This is a genomic window from Pseudothioclava alba, assembly GCF_033100795.1.
Lineage (GTDB): Bacteria > Pseudomonadota > Alphaproteobacteria > Rhodobacterales > Rhodobacteraceae > Pseudothioclava.
Genome location: NZ_JAWLVI010000008.1, coordinates 1 through 17,950, shown reverse-complemented (window position 1 = coordinate 17,950; position 17,950 = coordinate 1). Strand labels below are relative to the sequence as shown.

General features: G+C 64.3%; 18 protein-coding genes and 1 tRNA gene. 9 read left to right on the top strand and 10 right to left on the bottom strand.

The features are described from left to right. Positions 1–3: 3 nt before the first annotated feature. The 6 genes from RYZ20_RS14360 to RYZ20_RS14335 all read left to right on the top strand — a co-directional run bounded on the left by RYZ20_RS14360 (position 4) and on the right by RYZ20_RS14335 (position 8,544). Positions 4–684 (top strand): SOS response-associated peptidase, encoded by a 681-nt coding sequence (locus RYZ20_RS14360; protein WP_317674645.1) that lies wholly within the window; start codon positions 4–6, stop codon positions 682–684. Beyond that, entirely contained in the window at positions 674–1,261 is a 588-nt protein-coding gene (locus tag RYZ20_RS14355) for an ImuA family protein (protein ID WP_317674643.1), read from the top strand. The genes RYZ20_RS14360 and RYZ20_RS14355 overlap by 11 nt, the downstream gene beginning before the upstream one ends. Continuing rightward, a complete protein-coding gene (locus RYZ20_RS14350) occupies positions 1,188–2,678 on the top strand; it encodes a Y-family DNA polymerase (RefSeq protein WP_317674640.1) in 1,491 nt (496 codons plus the stop codon). The genes RYZ20_RS14355 and RYZ20_RS14350 overlap by 74 nt, the downstream gene beginning before the upstream one ends. After that, complete coding sequence (locus RYZ20_RS14345) at positions 2,675–5,941, top strand: error-prone DNA polymerase (protein ID WP_317674638.1); 3,267 nt, start codon at positions 2,675–2,677, stop codon at positions 5,939–5,941. The genes RYZ20_RS14350 and RYZ20_RS14345 overlap by 4 nt, the downstream gene beginning before the upstream one ends. Positions 5,942–6,457: 516 nt before the next feature. Further along, a complete protein-coding gene (locus RYZ20_RS14340; RefSeq protein ID WP_317674636.1) occupies positions 6,458–7,006 on the top strand; it encodes a glutathione peroxidase in 549 nt (182 codons plus the stop codon). Then, positions 7,003–8,544 carry a cryptochrome/photolyase family protein gene (locus RYZ20_RS14335; RefSeq protein WP_317674634.1) on the top strand — a complete coding sequence of 514 codons (1,542 nt, stop codon included), beginning with the start codon at positions 7,003–7,005 and terminating at the stop codon, positions 8,542–8,544. Before RYZ20_RS14340 ends, RYZ20_RS14335 begins: the two co-directional genes overlap by 4 nt. Here RYZ20_RS14335 and RYZ20_RS14330 read toward each other — a convergent pair. The 6 genes from RYZ20_RS14330 to RYZ20_RS14305 all read right to left on the bottom strand — a co-directional run bounded on the left by RYZ20_RS14330 (position 8,532) and on the right by RYZ20_RS14305 (position 13,344). Next, positions 8,532–8,699, bottom strand: a complete 168-nt coding sequence (locus tag RYZ20_RS14330; RefSeq protein WP_317674632.1) for a DUF2256 domain-containing protein — start codon at positions 8,697–8,699, stop codon at positions 8,532–8,534. The two genes, RYZ20_RS14335 and RYZ20_RS14330, sit on opposite strands and share 13 nt — an antisense overlap. Next, positions 8,693–9,355, bottom strand: a complete 663-nt coding sequence (locus RYZ20_RS14325; RefSeq protein ID WP_317674630.1) for an SDR family NAD(P)-dependent oxidoreductase — start codon at positions 9,353–9,355, stop codon at positions 8,693–8,695. Before RYZ20_RS14325 ends, RYZ20_RS14330 begins: the two co-directional genes overlap by 7 nt. Continuing rightward, positions 9,352–10,056 (bottom strand): hypothetical protein, encoded by a 705-nt coding sequence (locus RYZ20_RS14320; protein WP_317674628.1) that lies wholly within the window; start codon positions 10,054–10,056, stop codon positions 9,352–9,354. The genes RYZ20_RS14325 and RYZ20_RS14320 overlap by 4 nt, the downstream gene beginning before the upstream one ends. A gap of 71 nt (positions 10,057–10,127) precedes the next feature. After that, a complete protein-coding gene (locus RYZ20_RS14315; RefSeq protein ID WP_317674626.1) occupies positions 10,128–11,288 on the bottom strand; it encodes a cyclopropane-fatty-acyl-phospholipid synthase family protein in 1,161 nt (386 codons plus the stop codon). Beyond that, the gene (locus RYZ20_RS14310) at positions 11,285–12,064 is read right to left on the bottom strand and encodes a DUF1365 domain-containing protein (RefSeq protein WP_317674624.1); all 780 of its coding nucleotides are present in this window, start codon (positions 12,062–12,064) and stop codon (positions 11,285–11,287) included. Before RYZ20_RS14310 ends, RYZ20_RS14315 begins: the two co-directional genes overlap by 4 nt. Then, positions 12,061–13,344, bottom strand: a complete 1,284-nt coding sequence (locus RYZ20_RS14305) for an NAD(P)/FAD-dependent oxidoreductase (RefSeq protein WP_317674622.1) — start codon at positions 13,342–13,344, stop codon at positions 12,061–12,063. Before RYZ20_RS14305 ends, RYZ20_RS14310 begins: the two co-directional genes overlap by 4 nt. Positions 13,345–13,573: 229 nt before the next feature. Between RYZ20_RS14305 and RYZ20_RS14300 the strand changes: the two genes are divergently transcribed. From RYZ20_RS14300 to RYZ20_RS14290, 3 genes are read left to right on the top strand one after another with little or no spacing between them, the layout of a single operon-like run. Continuing rightward, a complete protein-coding gene (locus tag RYZ20_RS14300; RefSeq protein WP_317674620.1) occupies positions 13,574–14,125 on the top strand; it encodes a sigma-70 family RNA polymerase sigma factor in 552 nt (183 codons plus the stop codon). After that, a complete protein-coding gene (locus RYZ20_RS14295; protein WP_317674618.1) occupies positions 14,122–14,754 on the top strand; it encodes a ChrR family anti-sigma-E factor in 633 nt (210 codons plus the stop codon). Before RYZ20_RS14300 ends, RYZ20_RS14295 begins: the two co-directional genes overlap by 4 nt. Beyond that, positions 14,751–15,479, top strand: a complete 729-nt coding sequence (locus RYZ20_RS14290) for an SDR family NAD(P)-dependent oxidoreductase (protein WP_317674616.1) — start codon at positions 14,751–14,753, stop codon at positions 15,477–15,479. Before RYZ20_RS14295 ends, RYZ20_RS14290 begins: the two co-directional genes overlap by 4 nt. 3 nt (positions 15,480–15,482) lie before the next feature. On the opposite strand, the gene RYZ20_RS14285 is transcribed toward RYZ20_RS14290, so the two are convergent. From RYZ20_RS14285 to RYZ20_RS14270, 4 genes are all read right to left on the bottom strand, one after another. Continuing rightward, positions 15,483–15,887: a DUF2177 family protein gene (locus RYZ20_RS14285; RefSeq protein WP_317674614.1), complete on the bottom strand. Its 405-nt coding sequence runs from the start codon at positions 15,885–15,887 to the stop codon at positions 15,483–15,485. A gap of 20 nt (positions 15,888–15,907) precedes the next feature. After that, complete coding sequence (gene folE / locus RYZ20_RS14280; protein ID WP_317674612.1) at positions 15,908–16,639, bottom strand: GTP cyclohydrolase I; 732 nt, start codon at positions 16,637–16,639, stop codon at positions 15,908–15,910. Positions 16,640–17,451: 812 nt separating this feature from the next. Further along, positions 17,452–17,700, bottom strand: coding sequence for a hypothetical protein (locus RYZ20_RS14275; protein ID WP_317674611.1), 249 nt, complete (start codon positions 17,698–17,700; stop codon positions 17,452–17,454). Between the two features lie 129 nt (positions 17,701–17,829). Next, positions 17,830–17,906 (bottom strand) — tRNA-Met (locus RYZ20_RS14270). Positions 17,907–17,950: the final 44 nt, after the last annotated feature.

Sequence of the window (17,950 nt, the reverse complement as noted above, 5' to 3'; positions counted from 1 at the left end):
GCCATGTGCAACCTTTACTCCCAAACCAGATCCCAGGACGCGATGCGCCATGTGTTTGAACGCATGATGGAGGGCGGTGAGGTGCTTGACGACAATTTGGGCAACCTGCCACCGATGGCCGGGATTTTTCCCGATTATGCCGCGCCGATCGTGCGCCATGGACTGCGGGGCGGTTGGGAACTGAGCCGCGCCCGCTGGGGCATGCCGACGCCACAGGTGTTTTTGGAGGGCAAGCGCACCGATCCGGGGGTCACGAATATTCGCAACACCGCTTCGGCACATTGGAAGCGCTGGCTTGGCGTAGAGAACCGCTGCCTCGTGCCTTTCACGAGCTTTTCTGAACTCGACAGCCGACCGGGGGCACCGCGCAACCATCCGGTCTGGTTTGCCCTCGGCCCGGATCGGCCGCTCGCATTCTTTGCCGGGCTCCGCACCGAATGGACCTCTGTGCGCAAGTTGAAAGAAGGCGAAGTCACGGCCGAGCTTTTTGGCTTTCTGACTTGCCAAGCCAATGCGGATGTCGCCCCCATCCACCCCAAGGCAATGCCGGTTATCCTGACACGCCCGGAAGAATGGCGGCGCTGGTTGTGCGCGCCAGTGCCCGAGGCACTGAGCCTGCAACGACCGCTGGCCGACGGGATGTTGCAGATCGTGGCAGAAGGGGGGCGCGAAAATGCCGCCTGATCTGGCCCCGGCCGATCCGTTCGGGCTTCTCGCCGCGCGCGTGCATGAGGCACAGGGGCGCGGGCGGCGCGCCTTTGCCCTCTTTCAGGCCGCGCGCCATGCGGGGCCGATTTTCTGGATTCTGCCCGCCCATGCCCCGGACGTGCCGATGCTGCGGGGGCTGCCGAGCGGCTTAGGCGAGCGGCTCTATCTGCTGCGCCCCGCAGGCGAGGCCGATCTGCTGTGGTGCATCGAAGAAGCGCTCCGGGCGCTCCCGGTTGGCCTTGTCATCGCTGAGCCAGAAAAACCGCTCTCGCTGACTGCCGGACGCCGCCTGCAACTCGCCGCCGAAGCCGGGCAGACCACGGGTCTTTTGCTGATCCGCGCGGGCGCTGGCAGCAATGCAACTGAGACCCGCTGGGATTGCGCGCCCCTTGCCAGCCAGTCGGGGGACTCGACTCTGCATGCGTGGGATCTTAAAAAGAACAAAAGAGGAACTATTGGATTCTGGACCGTGAGCTGGAATGGCACGTCGGCTGCTCTCGATATGGTTTGCGCGGCTCGCGAGCGATGCGAGCCTGCGCAAGCGCCCGGTTGAAGGGCCTTTTGCGCTGACCCTTCGGTCGGGGAATGCCGATCACCTGCATTGCCTCAATCGTGCGGCAACGGAGCGCGGGCTCTCCCGCGGAATGGCACTCGCCGATGCCCACGCCCTTTGCCCGGATCTGAATACGCGCCCTGCGGATTTGGCAGCGGAGGCGAGCGCGCTTGCGGCGCTGCGCCGATGGGCCGGGCGCTACGCCCCTATGGTAACAGCGGATGGCGCTGACGGGCTGATCGCGGATATTTCCGGGGTGCCACATCTCTTTGGCGGCGAAGCGGCGCTGCGCGACGATCTGCAGGCCCGACTGGAGCGGGCGGGATTGCACGCGACAAGCGCCATCGCCGAAACCCGCGGGGCGGCTTATGCTCTGGCCCGTCATGGCGGCGGAATCGTGCCGGAAGGTAAGGTGCTCCAGGGCATTGGGCATCTCCCCGTCGCAGCACTGCGGGTGGACTTTGCGACCACCGAAGCACTTGCGCGGGTGGGGCTCACGCGCATTGCCGATCTGGTGGGGTTACCGCGCGCGCCCCTGGCGCGGCGCTTTGGCGAGGCGCTTTGCCTGCGCCTCGATCAAGCCCTTGGGCAGCGCGAAGAGCCCCTCACGGCTGCGCCTGAACTACCACCGTTCGGTGTGCGGATGACCTTGCCCGAACCGATTGGCCTGCAAGCGGATGTTATGGCGGGCCTCACGCGCCTTCTGGAGCGGCTGTGCATCACGCTCGCACAGCATCACCGGGGTGCACGACGGATGCGGTTTGAGCTGCGCCGGGTGGATCGCGGCACAGTGACGGTGGAAATCGGCCTTGCCCGCCCGATGCGCGAGCCAAAACGGATTGCCGCACTTTTTGCCAAGGGGGTGGAGGAGCTCGACGCAGGCTTTGGCATCGATGCTCTGCGCTTGAGCGCGCCGCTGACCGAGCCCCTTGCCCCGGAACAAATAGGTGGCGCGCCGGGAGGGCGGGGAACGATCCGGCATGATGATGCCCTGGCCGATCTTCTCTCCTCGCTTGGCAACCGCATCGGCTTTGAGCGGGTATTGCGCCTTTTGCCGGCCGAAAGCCTGATCCCCGAGCGCAGCTTCGTGCAAGCCGCCGCAGCCTTTTCTGAAACAGAACCCTGTTTGCACCGTGGGCCGCCGCGCCCGATGGTGATCTTTCCGCCAGAACCGATCCGGGCCGCCTTGGGCACACCGCCATGCCGCTTTCGCTGGCGGCGCATGTCCTTCACCACGCTGCGTGCCGCAGGCCCGGAGCGCATCACCCCGGAATGGTGGCTTGACGATCCCGCTTGGCGCTCGGGGATGCGGGATTATTGGCGGATCGAGACCCGCGAAGGCCCACGGCTTTGGCTCTTTGCAACCCCGCAGGCGCAAGCAGGCACAGAGTGGTATGTGCAGGGAGAGTTCGTATGACCCACGCTCTTCCTCCCTATGCCGAGCTTTGCGTCACCTCGAATTTCACCTTCCTGACCGGGGCTTCGCATCCCGAGGAACTCGTCACCCGCGCGGCGGAACTGGGCCTTGCCGCCATTGCAATCACCGACCGCAATTCTGTGGCGGGCGTAGTGCGCGCCTACTCTGCACTGAAGGAACTTGCACGCCTGCGCGCGGAAAGCACGCCAGAGGGGGCTGCCCCGCCGCCCCTGCCCAAGCTGATCGTGGGGGCGCGTCTGGTTTTGACCGATAGCGCGGTGGAGTGGCTGGCGCTCCCCACCGATCTTGCCGCCTGGTCGCGCCTCACGCAGCTTTTGTCGCTCGGCAAACGGCGCGCGCCAAAGGGGGCGTGCGAGCTGACCCAGAGCGATCTTCTTGAGCGCGCAGAGGGCATGATCTTGATTGCGCTTCCCCCCGATCCGCTCGACGATGATGCCCCAAAAGCCACTCGCAACACGCTGCGAGAGGTCGCGCGCGCTGTTCCGGGTCGTGGCTTTCTGGGGGCCGCACCGCGCTATGATGGCCGCGATCAGGCCCGGTTTGATGCTCTCGCCCGCATCGGGCAGGGGGTGAACCTGCCAATGGTGGCTCTGGGCGATGTGCTCATGCACCGTGCCGCGCGTCGCCCCTTGGCCGATGTGCTCACCTGCTTGCGCGAGGGCTGCACCATTGACACCATCGGCACCCGCCGGCTGGCCAATGGCGAGCGCCGCCTCAAATCGGGTGCGGAGATGGCGCGGCTCTTCCACCGCTATCCGGCGGCGCTCCGGCGCACGCTCGACATTGCAAACGCCTGCGCGTTTCAACTGAGCGAGCTGCGTTATCAATATCCTGATGAGGCGCAAAACGGTGAACCCGCGCAGGACCGGCTGGAGCGGCTCACCCGGGAAGGGCTGCACTGGCGCTACCCCGCCGGTCCGCCCCCCAAAATCATCCACCGCGTCGAAAAAGAGCTCACGCTTATCCGCGAGGTTGCCTACGCGCCCTATTTTTTGACCGTGCATGACATCGTGCAGTTTGCGCGCTCCAAAGGCATCCTCTGCCAAGGGCGGGGCTCGGCGGCCAATTCGGTCGTCTGTTATCTCCTTGGCATCACTGAAGTGCCCCCCGAAAGCATCACGTTGATCTTTGAGCGCTTCATCTCAAAAGAACGCGGCGAGCCCCCCGATATCGACGTGGATTTCGAGCACGAGCGCCGCGAAGAGGTGATCCAGTGGATCTACGCGCGCTACGGGCGTGAGCGCGCAGGGCTGACCGCTGCCGTGATCCATTTCCGCTCGCGCGCCGCAATCCGCGAAGTGGGCAAGGTCATGGGGCTCAGTCAGGACGTGATCGCCCGGCTCTCGGGGCAGATCTGGGGCTGGTCCTCCTCCACCCCCGGTGAGGACCGGCTGCGCGAGGCAGGCCTTTCCCTCGCCGATCACCGGGTGCAGCTTGCCGTGCGCCTCATCGGCGAGATCATCGGCTTTCCGCGCCATCTGAGCCAGCATGTCGGCGGCTTCGTTATCACCCATGGGCGGCTCGATGCACTCTGCCCGATTGAGAATGCCGCGATGGAAGATCGCACCATCATTGAATGGGACAAGGACGATATCGATGCGCTCGGGCTTTTGAAGGTCGATATCCTCGCCCTCGGCATGCTCAGCGCCATTCGCCGTGCCTTTGGCCTGCTTGCGGAGCATCGGGGCCAGCGCTTCTCCTTGGCTTCCGTACCCCCCGAAGACCCCGCCATTTACGACATGCTGTGCCGCGCCGATGCGATCGGGGTGTTTCAGGTGGAAAGTCGCGCGCAGCTTAACTTTCTGCCCCGGATGCGGCCGCGCACCTTCTATGACCTTGTCTGCGAGGTCGCAATTGTGCGTCCCGGCCCCATTCAAGGCGGCATGGTGCATCCCTTCCTGAACCGCCGCATGGGGCGCGAGCCCATCGAAGATCTTGGCCCCGCGATGATGGAAGTGCTGGGGCGCACCTATGGCGTGCCGCTCTTTCAGGAGCAGGCCATGCAGATCGCCGTGGTGGCGGCGGGGTTTTCGGCGGCGGAAGCGGATCGGTTGCGCCGCTCACTTGCCACCTTCAAGCGTATGGGCACTATTGGAACGTTTCGGGATCGGTTCATCTCGGGCATGCTCGCGCGGGGGTACGAGGCCGATTTCGCCGCGCGCTGCTTTGCCCAGATCGAGGGCTTTGGCAGCTACGGCTTCCCCGAAAGTCATGCGGCGAGTTTTGCCCGTCTTGTCTACATCTCCGCCTGGCTGAAGTGCCATCATCAGGCGATTTTTACCTGCGCGCTTCTCAACTCCCAGCCGATGGGGTTTTACGCCCCCGCGCAACTCGTGCGGGATGCGCGCGACCATGGGGTCGAGGTGCGCCCGGTCTCGGTCAACCATTCGCTGTGGGACAATACGCTGGAGCACCGCCCAGACGGCGCTCTGGCGCTGCGGCTCGGGTTTCGGCAGATCAAGGGGCTGCGCGAGGAAGATGCGCGCTGGATCGTTGCGGCACGCGCGAATGGCTATCCAGATGTCGAAAGCCTTTGGCGCAGGGCCGGTGTGCGCCCCGAGACATTGGAGCGGCTCGCGGAAGCGGATGCCTTCGCCCCCCTTGGCCTCACCCGGCGCGATGCGCTTTGGGCCGCGCAGGCGCTCAAAGCGCCCGCACCCTTGCCACTCTTTGGCCCGGACGGAGAAGGAAGCACTGAGCCCACCGTCAGCCTGCCGCAAATGACGCTCGGGCAAGAGGTGATCGAAGATTACCTCTCGCTGCGCCTTTCCCTGCGTGCGCATCCGCTCGAACTTTTGCGCCCCCGCCTGCCCGAAAGCCTGCCGCACGAGCGTTTGACGCAGGCTGTGGGACGGATCACCATCACCGGCCTCGTCATCACCCGCCAGCGCCCTGGCACCGCTGCCGGCGTAGTCTTCCTGACGCTCGAGGACGAGAGTGGCACGGCCAATGTCGTCATCTGGAAAAAGGTCTACGAGGCTTTCCGCACCGCGGTGATCGCCGGGCGCTTAGTTCGGGTGACCGGGCGGATCGAACGCGATGGCCCCGTCCTCCATCTCATCGCAGAGCGTGTCGAGGATCTCTCGTCCCTCCTCGTCACCCTTGGGCGCCCGCAAATCCATGATGACGATGAGGGTGCGGCGCAGGGCGCACAGCCTTCCGCCTACCACAGGCCCCGCCCCACCGCGCGCCACCCGCGCGAGCAGGCCAAAAAACTCTTCCCAAGCCGGGATTTTCACTGAGGGCATGCGGAAGAGGCAACCAGCACGATGTTCCTCCGCAAAGTCATCACTGTGGGGAAGCTCTGATGGGCGAAGTGGGCGGGAAGTGTGAATTCGCTGCTTTGCAGCGAGAACTTGCAGCGTTCAGGAATGCGGACGTTGGAAACGTCAAACGAGGAAAGTTCCTATTCTGTGACTGTCCTGTAAGAAAGCAACTCAGAGCACCGCCTGACCGCGATCAATACCCTCGACGAAACCCGCGATGCCCGCCTCCGCCTGACCTGCGGAAGTCTACCACAACGACCAGTTTCCACATAGCCTCGGCCAGTCGTAACTAAGGTCGCTTTTTGAAGAATAGCTTCACCAAACAGACACTCGTACCGCGCGATCGATATTGGCGTACCTTATATCGGCTGAAATCAATGACGCGCTGACACGACAAGTCTGAACTCGTCCACATGAGATCTGAGATTCATCCGATCCGGACTCTGGTGCGTACAGATCCAAGTTCGATCGTCAGAACTAGGGAGAGCACCGATGAACCGACGTGATTTTTCGCTGGCTGTCGTGGCAGGTCTGATGGGCCTAAGCCAGACGCGCGCTCACGCTGCCGAGCGGGCGCCCGCTTTCAGCTTCCCCTCAATCGACGGCGGCACCCTGGACACCGCCGATTGGCGGGGACGGCCAGTTTTGGTGGTCAATACGGCCTCGCTCTGCGGGTTCAGCGGCCAGTTGGTCGACCTTCAGGCGCTGCACAAAACCTATGGCGCGCGCGGGCTCGTCGTTCTGGCGGTGCCCTCCGACAGCTTCAAGCAGGAACTCGCCGGCGCAAAGCAGGTCAAGGAATTCTGCGCCCTGCAGTTCGGTATTACCCTGCCTATGACCGATATCTTGCCGGTGACCGGGGCGCAGGCGCATCCGTTCTATCGCTGGGTGCGCGAGACCCGCGGCTTCACCCCCGGCTGGAATTTCAACAAGGTTCTGCTCGATGGCGAGGGCCAGGTGGTCAGAACCTGGGGGGCGCTGACCAATCCGTTATCAGACGCGATCGTTGAAGCCTTCACGCCTCTGCTGCCACGGTCGTGAGCCGCAACCTGATCCTGATTCTGGGCGATCAGCTCTCGCCCGCGATCTCGTCGCTGGCGGGAGCCGATCCGCGCCGCGATGTGGTGCTGATGGCCGAGGTGCTGGCCGAGGCGCGCTATGTCGATCATCACAAGCAAAAGCTCGCGCTGGTTTTTGCGGCAATGCGCCATTTCGCCGAAGACCTTCGCACTGCGGGGTGGCAGGTTGACTATCGCCGCATCGACGAGCGGCTGCCCGATCTCGAGGCGGCACTAAAAGCCGCAATTGCGCGCCACGCCCCCGCGCAGATCGTGGCTACAGAGCCCGGTGAATGGCGGCTGTGGCAGGCCATGCAAGGCTGGCGTGCGCGGTTCGGGCTGCCCGTTACGCTGTGCGAAGATGACCGCTTTTTGTGCAGCCGCGCGGAGTTTGCGGCTTGGGCCACGGGGCGCAAGACCTTTGTGATGGAGCATTTTTATCGGCTGATGCGGCGCCGAACCGGGCTTTTGATGGAGGTCGATCAACCGGCGGGCGGGCGCTGGAATTTTGATACCGAGAATCGCGCCCCCGCGCAGGACAGCCTGTTTTTGCCTGCCCCACCCGAGGGCGCGCGCGATGAGATCACCGCCGAGGTGCTTGCGATGGTGGGGCGCAATTTCCCCGAAAGCTTTGGCCAGCTCACTCCGTTTTACTGGCAAACAACCCGCGCGGGGGCCGAGGAGGCGCGTGACCGTTTTTTGCGCGTGGCGTTGCCCGAGTTCGGCACCTATCAAGATGCAATGCTGGCAGATCGGCGGTGGATGTATCATTCGCTGCTCTCGCCCTATCTCAACCTCGGTCTGCTCGATCCGCTCGATTTGTGCCGCCGGGCCGAGGCGGAATGGCGCGCCGGGCGCGCGCCGCTTGCTGCGGTCGAGGGGTTCATTCGCCAGATCATCGGCTGGCGCGAATATGTGCGCGGGGTCTATTGGCTAAAGATGCCGGGCTATGCCGCACAGAACGGGCTGAACGCCCACCGCCCGCTGCCCGGCTTTTATTGGACAGCCCAAACCCGGATGCGCTGCCTTGCGCAGGTCATCGGGCAAACGATCGAAACGGGCTATGCGCACCATATCCAGCGCCTGATGATCACCGGCACCTATGCGCTGCTGATCGGAACCAATCCGGCGGCGGTGCATCGGTGGTATCTGGGCGTTTATGTCGATGCTTATGAATGGGTGGAGCTGCCCAATACGCTCGGGATGTCGCAGCACGCCGATGGCGGGTTTCTGGCCACCAAGCCCTATGCGGCGAGCGCCAATTACATCGACCGGATGTCAGATTACTGTCAGGGTTGCGCCTTTGACCCCAAGGCCCGGACCGGCCCGCGCGCCTGCCCGTGGAACGCGCTTTACTGGGATTTTATCGCGCGTCATGCCGGGCAATGGGCACGCAACCCGCGCATGAGCCTGCCCCTGCGCGCGTGGCATGCAAAGCCCGAGCCCGAGCAACTTGCTCTGCGGGCCGCTGCGGCAAAGCATCTGGCCGAACTGGATGCCGAACCGCCCTATGCGCCTTGATCCGGGCTGTGTTTTCCGCGCGCGCCCCGGCACCGCTCCGAGCAATAGCGCACCTGATCCCAGTCGCGCGCCCATTTGCGCCGCCAATTGAACGGGCGCCCGCAGACCGCGCAAATCTTGGCGGGCAAGTCGGATTTGCGCCGCGCCTTCACCATTCGACCCGCTCGCCCTTCCAATCCCAGAACGTGCCGGTCTCGGCGGGTGTCAGGCGCGCGATCACGCCGAGCAGAGCCTGCGCCGAGCGCTGCGGCGGGATCGTCGGGTGCCGCCCCGCATAGGGCGCGCTCAGCCCAGTCTCTACGGTGCCGGGATGCAGCGCGACAACGATCCCCTCGGGGCGCTTGCGGGCGATCTCGATCGCGGCAGTGCGGAGGATCTGGTTTTGCGCGGCCTTGGCGGCGCGATAGCTGATCCAGCCACCGAGCCTGTTGTCGCCAATCGAGCCGACGCGCGCCGAAAGCGAGGCGAATACCGACCGTCGCGCGCGCGGCATGAGCGGCGTGAAATGGCGCAGCGCCAGCGCGACCCCAGTCGCATTGAGGGCAAATTGCGCCGCCATCGCCGGGGCGGTGACGGCGGCCAGCGTCTTTTCAGGGCCGTTTGCGCCGATTTGCAGTGCGCCGGTGGCGTTGAAGATCAGATCGAATTCGCCTGCAAGCCCGGCAGCGGCGCGGGCAACACTCGCCTCGTCGGTCAGGTCGAGGCCGTCGTGGCGCCGCGACAATCCGGTTACCTCGGCGCCGCGCGCCAGCAACTCGGCCGCAAGCGCACTCCCAATGCCGCCGCTTGCGCCAAGAACCAGAGCCCTCATCGGTGCCCCGCCAAAAGGCGCGGCGCGAAGAAGAGCGCAACCATTCCAGCGCCGCAGATCGCGGCAATCGCCCCGTCGCCCGCCGAAAGATTGGCGGCGATGATGCCAAAGAGCGCCCAGATCACCCCGGCGCGATAGCTCCAGACCCTTGGCCTGCGTGCCGCGATAGCCACCGCAACAGCGAGCACCACCCCGATCAACGCAATGGCCGCGATCCGGGGCGGCAGCACGCCATATCCCGTAGCCACCACCGACAGCGCCACCCCCGATGCAGCAGTCAGCCAGCCCGCATAAAGCCCGAGCGCGGCCTGTTCCCACAAGCCCGAGCCGACCCGTAGCACTGCCGCGATGGCCCCCGCCGTCATTGGCAGGATCATTGCCGTCGCCAAGATTGGCGACCGAAACGCCGCCTCGATCCAGAAGAGGCCGATGAAAAGGCTCAACCCGAGCGGATGGATCGCGCGGCTCCAGCCTGGCATCGTGGCCGGGCGAAGCACCGCCCATGCGGCCGTCGCGATCAGGGCCAGATAAATCAGCCCCCAGACCGAGAAGGCCCATCCCACCGGCTGCGCTGGCCAACGGTCCACTTGCATGGGAAAGCTTTCGCGGTAGAAGCCGCCAAAGCCGTTCGAGAAGATCGGCGAGGCCGCAAAGCCCACCGCAAGGATCAGGATCGATAGCCGCTTGATGCGTTCGTTCATGGTCAGTCTCCTAAAGTCAGGCGCGAACCGCCCGTGGAAGGGTGCAGGTTCCCGGTTCTCGACCGATAGGTTTACGCGCCTTCATGGCCAAGCGTCACCTGCACCACGTCGCAGCGCCCGGTGGCGAAGGCGGCCGCGCAGCCCTCGAGATAGAACTGCCAGCTGAGCAAGAAGGCTTCGCCGTAGCCGAGTGCGTGGATCCGCACCCGCTCCGCCATCATCCGCTGCGCCCAAATCCGGCAGGTCTGCGCATAATCCTGACCGAAGGCAAAGCTGTCATGCACCCGCAACCCGGCCTGCGCTGCGGCATGCGAAATGCTCGCCGAGCACGGCAGCATCCCCCCCGGAAAGACATGTTGGCGGATGAAATCGGAGCGCTGCCGATAGACCGAAAATTCCGCATCTGGCACGGTGATGGCCTGCAGCACGGCGCGACCGCCCATCGCCAGCCGGGCCTTGAGGGTGGCAAAATAGGTTGGCCAATAGCGCTCGCCCACCGCCTCGATCATTTCGATCGACACCAGATTGTCGAACTGGCCCGTCACAGCCCGGTAATCCTGCAGACGGATCTCTGCCTGTCCGTCGAGGCGCGCATCGGCATAGCCCTTTTGTGAGGGCGAGAGGGTGATCCCGGTGACGTGATGGCCGTGAGCGGCTGCGGCCTCGGCAAACCCGCCCCAGCCGCAGCCGATTTCGAGCAGGCTCTCGCCGGGTGCAAGCTGCGACAGGATGCGGTCGTTCTTGCGCGCCTGCGCCCGCTCCAGATCGTCCTCTCCGGCGAAGATCGCAGAGGAATAGGTCATACCGCGATCGAGCCAGAGCTGGTAGAACTCATTGCCCACATCGTAATGCGCGCGAATGTTGCGCGACGAGCCCCGCAGGCTGTTGGCGCGCAAAAGCCGGTCGATAAGCCGCATCCGCCAGCTTTGCAGCAAGGTGGGCTCAGACCACTGCGCAAGGCCCGCCTGATTGCGCATTGCAATCGCCAGCGCGCCCTCCAGCGTGTCGCTGTGCCAATCGCCCGAAATCCAGCTCTCGGCCAGCCCCACATCGCCGCGCATCGCCAGCCGGCGCAAAAGCCGCCAGTCGCGGATGCACACCTCGGCCTCGGGCCCCCGCGAGCCAAAGTGCAGCCGCGCGCCATCGGGGGTGGTGACGGTGAGCCGCCCCTCGCCAATGCTTTCGAGCGACGAAAAGAAGCGGCTCTGAAGCGCGCGTGTCGCAATGGTCATCGGCTGATCTCCTCTTGTGGGGCGGGCGGAAGCGGGCGATAGGCAGCGCCTTTCAGTTTCAGGCGAAGGGCGTGCCAATATATTTGGGCAATGACCCGCAGCGCCCCACCCGGACGGCGGAGCGCGCCCGAGATGATCGCGCTGGTCGTCAGCGGGCGCAGCGCGCCGGTCATTGCGGTCTCAACGCCCGCCTCGCCGTCGATTTGCGCAATTTGAATTGCAAGGCCGTCGGGGCGCAGCGCGAAGCGAAACCGATACTCGCCCGCCACATCTTGGAATGGCGAGACATGGAACACCTTGCGCGCGGTGAGCCGGGCGGCGGCGGTGATTGGTGCGAAACCGGGTTGAGCGAGCAAGTAGCTGTGGCGCTGGCCGAAGGTGTTGTTGACCTCGGCGATCACGGCGTAAAGGTCGTTCCCCTCGATCACCATCCAGAAACTGACGGGGTTGAACCAATAGCCCAGAAAGCGCGGTTGCGTGAGCAAGGCCAGAACATGGCCGGGGCGGCGCTCTAAGCCCGCCTGCGCGAACTGCTCCCATGCCCATTTTGCGCCCGTTCCCGCCCCGCGAAGCCCACCGTGATCGCGCCGGTAAAGCGCCAGCAGGTTGAAGTGATCGAGCGAAAGGCCCCTTGGCGGACGAGCGGATTCCGGCGAGAGCAAAACGTGTTCGGTGCGCGTGCGAAAACTGTGACGCAAAGCACCGCGGCGAGCATGGGTGATCTCTGCGCTGAGCGCCAGCACTTCGCCTGCGGCCAGTCGCGCCGCCAGCGTCATGTCCGCACCCGGGCAAAAGGCCGCGAGCGCGCCACGCGCCACGCGCTGGCAAAGCCGTCCTCATGGAAGCCATTGCGCAGCCAAGCTCCAGCAAACCATGTTTTGCGCGCGCCCTGCATCTCGGCAATCCGCCTTTGCGCCGCCAGCGCCGCCAAGTCGAAGACCGGGTGGCTGAAAGAGACCTCGTCGTAGATCAGACGCTCGTCGATGGCTTGCGTCGGGTTCAGGCTGACGAAGATCGGGTCGTCCTCGGGGATGCTTTGCAGACGGTTCATCCAATAGCTGACATCGACCGCGCCCGAGCCCGTATCGCCCCGGCTCACCCACGAACTCCAGCAACTGCGGCGGCGCGGCATGACGCGCGGATCGGCGTGCAGGACGGTGCGGTTGAGCTGGAAGCGGATTGCAGAGAGCGCTGCGCGTTCGCTCTCATCGGCATCGGCCAGCATCCGCAGCGACTGATCGGCGTGGGTGGCAAGGATCACATGGTCGAACGCCTCAGGCTCGCAGCCCTCGGCGCTGATCGTCACCCCTGCGGCGCCACGATGGATGGCGCGCACGGGTGTGCCGGTGCGCAGGCTGACCCCGGTGCGGATCAACGCATTAGCGAGCCGCGTGACATAAGAAATCGAACCGCCTTCGACCGTCCACCACTGATGATGCTGGTCTTTGGACATAAGCCCGTGGTTGCGCATGAACCGCACCAGCGCCTGCGCTGGGAAAGCGCCGATGCCGCGATCGGGCGTTGACCAGATCGCGCCGCAGAACGGGTAGAGGTAAGCATCGCGGAACTGCGCGCCGAGGCCCATTTGCGCAACAAGCTCGGAGATCGTAACATCGGGCATGGCCGCAACCGCCGCCTCTGCCCCGGCATTGAACCGCAAGATATCGCGGATCATTCCGTAAAAGCGTGGATCGAGCAGATTGCGGCGCTGCGCGAAGAGCGTGTCAAGCGAGCGCAGCGCATATTCGATCCGCCCGCCGTCCAGCGACACTCCAAAGCTCATGTCGCTACGGATCACCGGCACATCAAGATCGCGGAAAAGCCCGGTCAGATGCGGATAGTTGGTGTAGTTGAAGACGATGAAACCGGTATCGACCGGCTGATCGCCGCGCCGCCCGGCCACCACGGTGCGAGCGTGCCCCCCCAGTCGCGGCTCGGCCTCGAACAGGGCCACGCTGTGATCCCGAGCGAGCAACCATGCTGCCGAGAGGCCAGAGATACCACCGCCGATGATCGCGATGCGTTGCGGGGCGCCTTGGGTTAGATCAAATGCCATGGAACTTTCTGGGTTGCTGCCACTTGTTTGCTACGGGACGGGGCCGCTCCCGGATCACTTTGCGGCTGATTTTTCGGCGACGTGTGATCCGTGACCGGGGCCGCCACGTATATAGAAAATGGAAACCGTCATTGCGCCCGTCCGGCTTAAAGCACATACCTTGGCGATGCTCTCGCCCCCGCCAGGGCGGGCTGGGGAGGCTGTAGTGTCGGACAGGGTGGAGACTCCGGTGACGACAGAACTGTCCGAGCTGAGCCGCGATTTGCTTGCCGTGCGCGACCAACGTGATCGCGCAGCCTTTGGGCGCCTGTTCGACCATTTCGCCCCGCGGCTCAAATCGGTGATGCTGCGCGGTGGCCTCACCGATGGCAGCGCCGAAGATCTGGTGCAGGATGTGATGCTGGCGGTTTGGCACAAGGCCGCGCAGTTCGATCCGCATCGCGCCGATGCGGCCGGCTGGATCTATGGTATCGCGCGCAACCGTCGCATCGATCTGGCACGCCGCAAGCCGCTCTCGCAACCCGAAGACATGCCCGATCTGCCGAGCCTCGACCCCGATGCCGGGCAGGTTCTGGCCCTTCAGCAGGAGGCGAACCATCTGGCCGCAGCCCTCGACCGCCTCGCCCCCGAGCAGGCCGAGGCCCTGCGCGCAGCCTATTTCGACGACATCCCCCACCGCCGAATCAGCGAGATGACCGGATTGCCGCTCGGCACGATCAAATCCCGCATCCGCCTCGGCCTCGAACGCCTCAGACATGAGCTGAGGAGCATTTCCCCATGACAGACATTCAACATCATATCTCTGACGACCTTCTCGACGACTATCGCGCCGGGGCCCTGCCGCATGCTTTTTCGGTGGTGGTGGCCGCGCATCTGTCGCTTTGCAACGACTGCCGCGCCCGGCACGAGGCATGCGATTTGATCGGGGGCGCCATGCTTGAGGGCACCGAGGCGGCACCGCTCAGAAGCGACGCACGCGCCCGGATCATGGCTGCGCTGGAGGCCCCTGCGCCCGCGCCCTCGCCGCGCGGCTCGGGCGTATTTCCGGCGCCGGTGATGGCCGAACTGGGCGGGCGCCCGCCGCGCTTGCGGATGCTGGGTGGCGGCATTCGGCAACTGATACTTTCGGCCGATCGCAGCGGCTCGCTGCGGCTGCTATACATTCCGCCGGGCAAGGCGGTGCCCGAGCATGGCCACGGCGGGCTTGAACTTACGCTGGTCTTGCAAGGTAGCTTTGCCGACAGCGAAGGCGCGTTCCGGCGTGGCGATGTTGAGACCGCGAATTACGATATCGAGCATCAGCCGATCGCTGATCTGGGGGCGCCCTGCATCTGCCTGGCTGCGACCGATGCTCCGTTGCGGTTTCAGGCAATTGTGCCACGGCTGTTGCAGCCGGTCTTTCGGATATGACGGCCCAACGCGTCTGGATCATTGGTGCGAGCGCCGGGATCGGAGCCGCGCTCGCGCGCGCCTGGGCTGCGAAAGGCGCCGATTTGGTGCTTTCGGCGCGCGATGCGGGCGCGCTCAGCGCTTTGGCCGAGGCGTGCGGCGGGGCCAGGACGCTTCCGCTCGATCTGGCGCGGCCCGAGCAGTTGGCCGAAGCCTGCGCGCGGCTGCAAGCCGAGGCGCGCTTTGACGTTATCGTCTGCACAGCGGCGCTCTACGAGCCGGGGCGGGTCTCCGACCTCGATCCGGCCAAGGTCGAGGCGATGGTGCGGGTGAACTTGCTGGGCACGCTCGAGGTTGCGCGGCTCTGCCCGCCGTTGCTCCGCGATGCTGGCCAGTTGGTGCTGTTTGGCTCGGTTGCAGGCTATGTCGGGCTGCCGGGCGGACAGCCCTACAGCGCGACCAAGGCGGCGGTCAACAATCTGGCCGAAAGCCTGGCGATCGAGCTGGCGCCGCGGGTTGATGTGAGGCTGGTGTGCCCGGGATTTGTGGCGACGCGGCTGACCGACAAAAACCGCTTTGAGATGCCCGCGATCATCACCGCCGATGAGGCCGCCGAAGCGGTGCTGCGCGGGCTTGCCGGGCGCCGTTTCGAAATTCATTTTCCGGCGCGCTTCACCCGAGCGATCAAGCTCTTGCGCCTTTTGCCCTATGCCTTCTCGCAGCGTCTATTGCGGCGTCTTGGCTGAGGCTCAGGCGAGCTTTGCGCTGAGCACCGCCACCCCAGCCCAAGCCGCAAAACCGGTCAGCGCCATGCCCCAAAGCCCGTCGACCACCACCTGCTGCATCGACCAGTCGCGCAGCGTGGCGTAATTTGTCATCTCATAGGTGCCATAGCACAAAAGCCCCAGCACCATGCCCCCGGCGAGCGCCTGCAAGGGCGCGCCGGCCCGCAGCGCGGGCAGCGAGACGAACCACAAAAGCCCCGCGACATAGGCAAGATAGAACACCGCCGCCGGGCCCAACCGCAGCGGTTCGGCAAGAAGCGCGCCCACATGGCGCTCAAAAACCGGGCGGATCAGCAGCTTGATGCCGAGACTATCGATCAGCAGGAAGGTCGCGGCGCTGATCAGGTAAAGAAGGGCTGTCTGTGCCATGGGGGCTCCGTCGGGCAGGGTCAGGCGCGGGCCGTGCGGCGCAGGCTCAGAAATTCGCGGCGCAGGTCCGAATTGGTCTGGAATGCGCCGCGCATCACCGAATTGCTCATCACCGATTGATCGTCCTTCACCCCCCGCCAATGCATGCAGAAGTGATCGGCCTCCATCACCACAGCAAGGCCATCGGGGCGAATACGGCGTTCCAGCTCGTCAGCGAGCATGACGACGGCCTCTTCCTGAATTTGCGGGCGCGACATGATCCAATCGGTCAGGCGGGCATATTTAGACAGCCCGATCAGCTCGGATGTGGCATTGGGCAAAACCCCGATCCAGACCCGGCCGAGGATCGGGCAAAGGTGGTGCGAGCAGGCGCTGCGCACGGTGATCGGGCCGACAATCATCAGCTCGTTCAGCCGCGCAACATTGGGAAAGGTGGTCATCTCGGGCGCCGGGCGATATCGCCCCGCAAAGACCTCGTCGACAAACATCTTGGCCACGCGCTTTGCGGTCTCGGCGGTATTGTGATCAGCGGCGGTGTCGATCACCAGCGCGCGCAGCACCCCCTGCATCTGCTCTGCCACCTCTCGCCGCACCCCCTCCAACTCGCCCTCGCGCAGGAAGGCGGCGATATTGTCGTTGGCATGAAAGCGCTGCCCGCCTTCGATCAGCCGCGCGCGGATGCGCTCGGAGAGCGGCATTGCCTCGGCGGGCTCCGGATGGGTCTCGGGGTCGGTAGCGGAACGGTCCAGCATCTTTTCTATCCCTCCATCACTCGGGCAGCACCCGGCGAGCATTTCACTGCAGTCAAGGCCGGTGGCAGGGAGCCCGCTTTTCTGGTCGGGCCGGATGCTACAGCGTCCTTGGAGATCTTACGGAGCGAACAGGTTTTCGGATCATTTTAGGCTATCTTGCGGTGCCTTCGGTGCCAGCTCGCGGGGCTAATCTACCGTTTGCCTCTATCGAGCCTTGTCTGAGGGAACCCCGTCGAGCGAGGCCGAGCCCTCGAGTAGCGTCTCGGGAGGACGAAAGACACCCAATTGAGGTTCTTCCGAGACAATTCGGAAATCATCCGCGCGGCGGTCACGGTAAATGTCTGGCTACCGCTATCGCTACGCAACGTTGCGGAACGTCTGGACGAACGCAGTATCGACATCAGCGATGAATCCATCTGTTTCTGGTGAACCGCTTCGGGCTGCGGTGCGCCTCCGCGAGGCGCAGCCAAGCGTGAACGCGGATTCCGAACTATGATTTTAAGTGCAGTCGCCCACAGCATCGTGTTTCCCCGACATGCCCCCGCCTGCGCAATGGCTACCGTTCACAACTTACCTCGCTGCGCTGAAGAGTGCTGCTCCACCCCTATCTCTACCAAAATGGCGATGGTTTCACTGCGGCTTCGGTCGAACGGCCGCTTTCGTCAACCTCGATCTTACGCTTGCAAGTGCGTTAACCGTAAGCTACGGGCCGACTACTCGATAGCTCACCTCAGCAGGCATACGCTATTTCGTTTGAATCTTGGCCACCAAATGCGAGACGTGCCGCCCGGCATTTCGGATGGGGTGACCATTCAGACCAGGCCCTTCTCGATATCCGCTAGCCTTGATCTCAGACGCTCCGACATTATCACATCGGCCGCGGCATTCCCGGCAAGCCTTTCAAGCGCCTTCACCGCCCAGCCTGATTTCCCAATGCGCTCTGATGCCGCCATGACATGCGCCACCGCCTCGTCGATATTGTGCGGGTTTGGATCATAGCCCCGCCCAGCTAAAAGATGCGCAATGGCATGTTGAGTACCCGCGAATGCGGTCAGCTGCACATCAGTGCACGCGATTGCGGGCCAATGCAATTTTTCTGGTTGGGTGTTGACGTGGTGTTGACGTAAAACGCGAAAGTGGCTGGGGTATAAGGATACCATCGTCCAAGCGTTTGATATATTTTATGATTTTGGTTGCGGGGGCAGGATTTGAACCTGCGGCCTTCAGGTTATGAGCCTGACGAGCTACCGGGCTGCTCCACCCCGCGACTGTTAGCGTTTTTAGAGCGGTGCTTTGATCCGCTTCTGCCCG

Excerpts from the sequence above, each read along its gene's own strand:
- RYZ20_RS14360 (WP_317674645.1), top strand. The coding sequence starts at position 4 with ATGTGCAACCTTTACTCCCAAACCAGATCCCAGGACGCGATGCGCCAT.
- RYZ20_RS14355 (WP_317674643.1), top strand. The coding sequence starts at position 674 with ATGCCGCCTGATCTGGCCCCGGCCGATCCGTTCGGGCTTCTCGCCGCG.
- folE (WP_317674612.1), bottom strand. The coding sequence starts at position 16,639 with ATGCTGGACCGTTCCGCTACCGACCCCGAGACCCATCCGGAGCCCGCC.
- RYZ20_RS14320 (WP_317674628.1), bottom strand. The coding sequence starts at position 10,056 with ATGAACGAACGCATCAAGCGGCTATCGATCCTGATCCTTGCGGTGGGC.
- RYZ20_RS14305 (WP_317674622.1), bottom strand. The coding sequence starts at position 13,344 with ATGGCATTTGATCTAACCCAAGGCGCCCCGCAACGCATCGCGATCATC.
- RYZ20_RS14285 (WP_317674614.1), bottom strand. The coding sequence starts at position 15,887 with ATGGCACAGACAGCCCTTCTTTACCTGATCAGCGCCGCGACCTTCCTG.
- RYZ20_RS14315 (WP_317674626.1), bottom strand. The coding sequence starts at position 11,288 with ATGACCATTGCGACACGCGCGCTTCAGAGCCGCTTCTTTTCGTCGCTC.
- RYZ20_RS14330 (WP_317674632.1), bottom strand. The coding sequence starts at position 8,699 with ATGGTGAAGGCGCGGCGCAAATCCGACTTGCCCGCCAAGATTTGCGCG.
- RYZ20_RS14340 (WP_317674636.1), top strand. The coding sequence starts at position 6,458 with ATGAACCGACGTGATTTTTCGCTGGCTGTCGTGGCAGGTCTGATGGGC.
- RYZ20_RS14295 (WP_317674618.1), top strand. The coding sequence starts at position 14,122 with ATGACAGACATTCAACATCATATCTCTGACGACCTTCTCGACGACTAT.
- RYZ20_RS14345 (WP_317674638.1), top strand. The coding sequence starts at position 2,675 with ATGACCCACGCTCTTCCTCCCTATGCCGAGCTTTGCGTCACCTCGAAT.
- RYZ20_RS14350 (WP_317674640.1), top strand. The coding sequence starts at position 1,188 with ATGGCACGTCGGCTGCTCTCGATATGGTTTGCGCGGCTCGCGAGCGAT.
- RYZ20_RS14325 (WP_317674630.1), bottom strand. The coding sequence starts at position 9,355 with ATGAGGGCTCTGGTTCTTGGCGCAAGCGGCGGCATTGGGAGTGCGCTT.
- RYZ20_RS14310 (WP_317674624.1), bottom strand. The coding sequence starts at position 12,064 with ATGACGCTGGCGGCGCGACTGGCCGCAGGCGAAGTGCTGGCGCTCAGC.
- RYZ20_RS14290 (WP_317674616.1), top strand. The coding sequence starts at position 14,751 with ATGACGGCCCAACGCGTCTGGATCATTGGTGCGAGCGCCGGGATCGGA.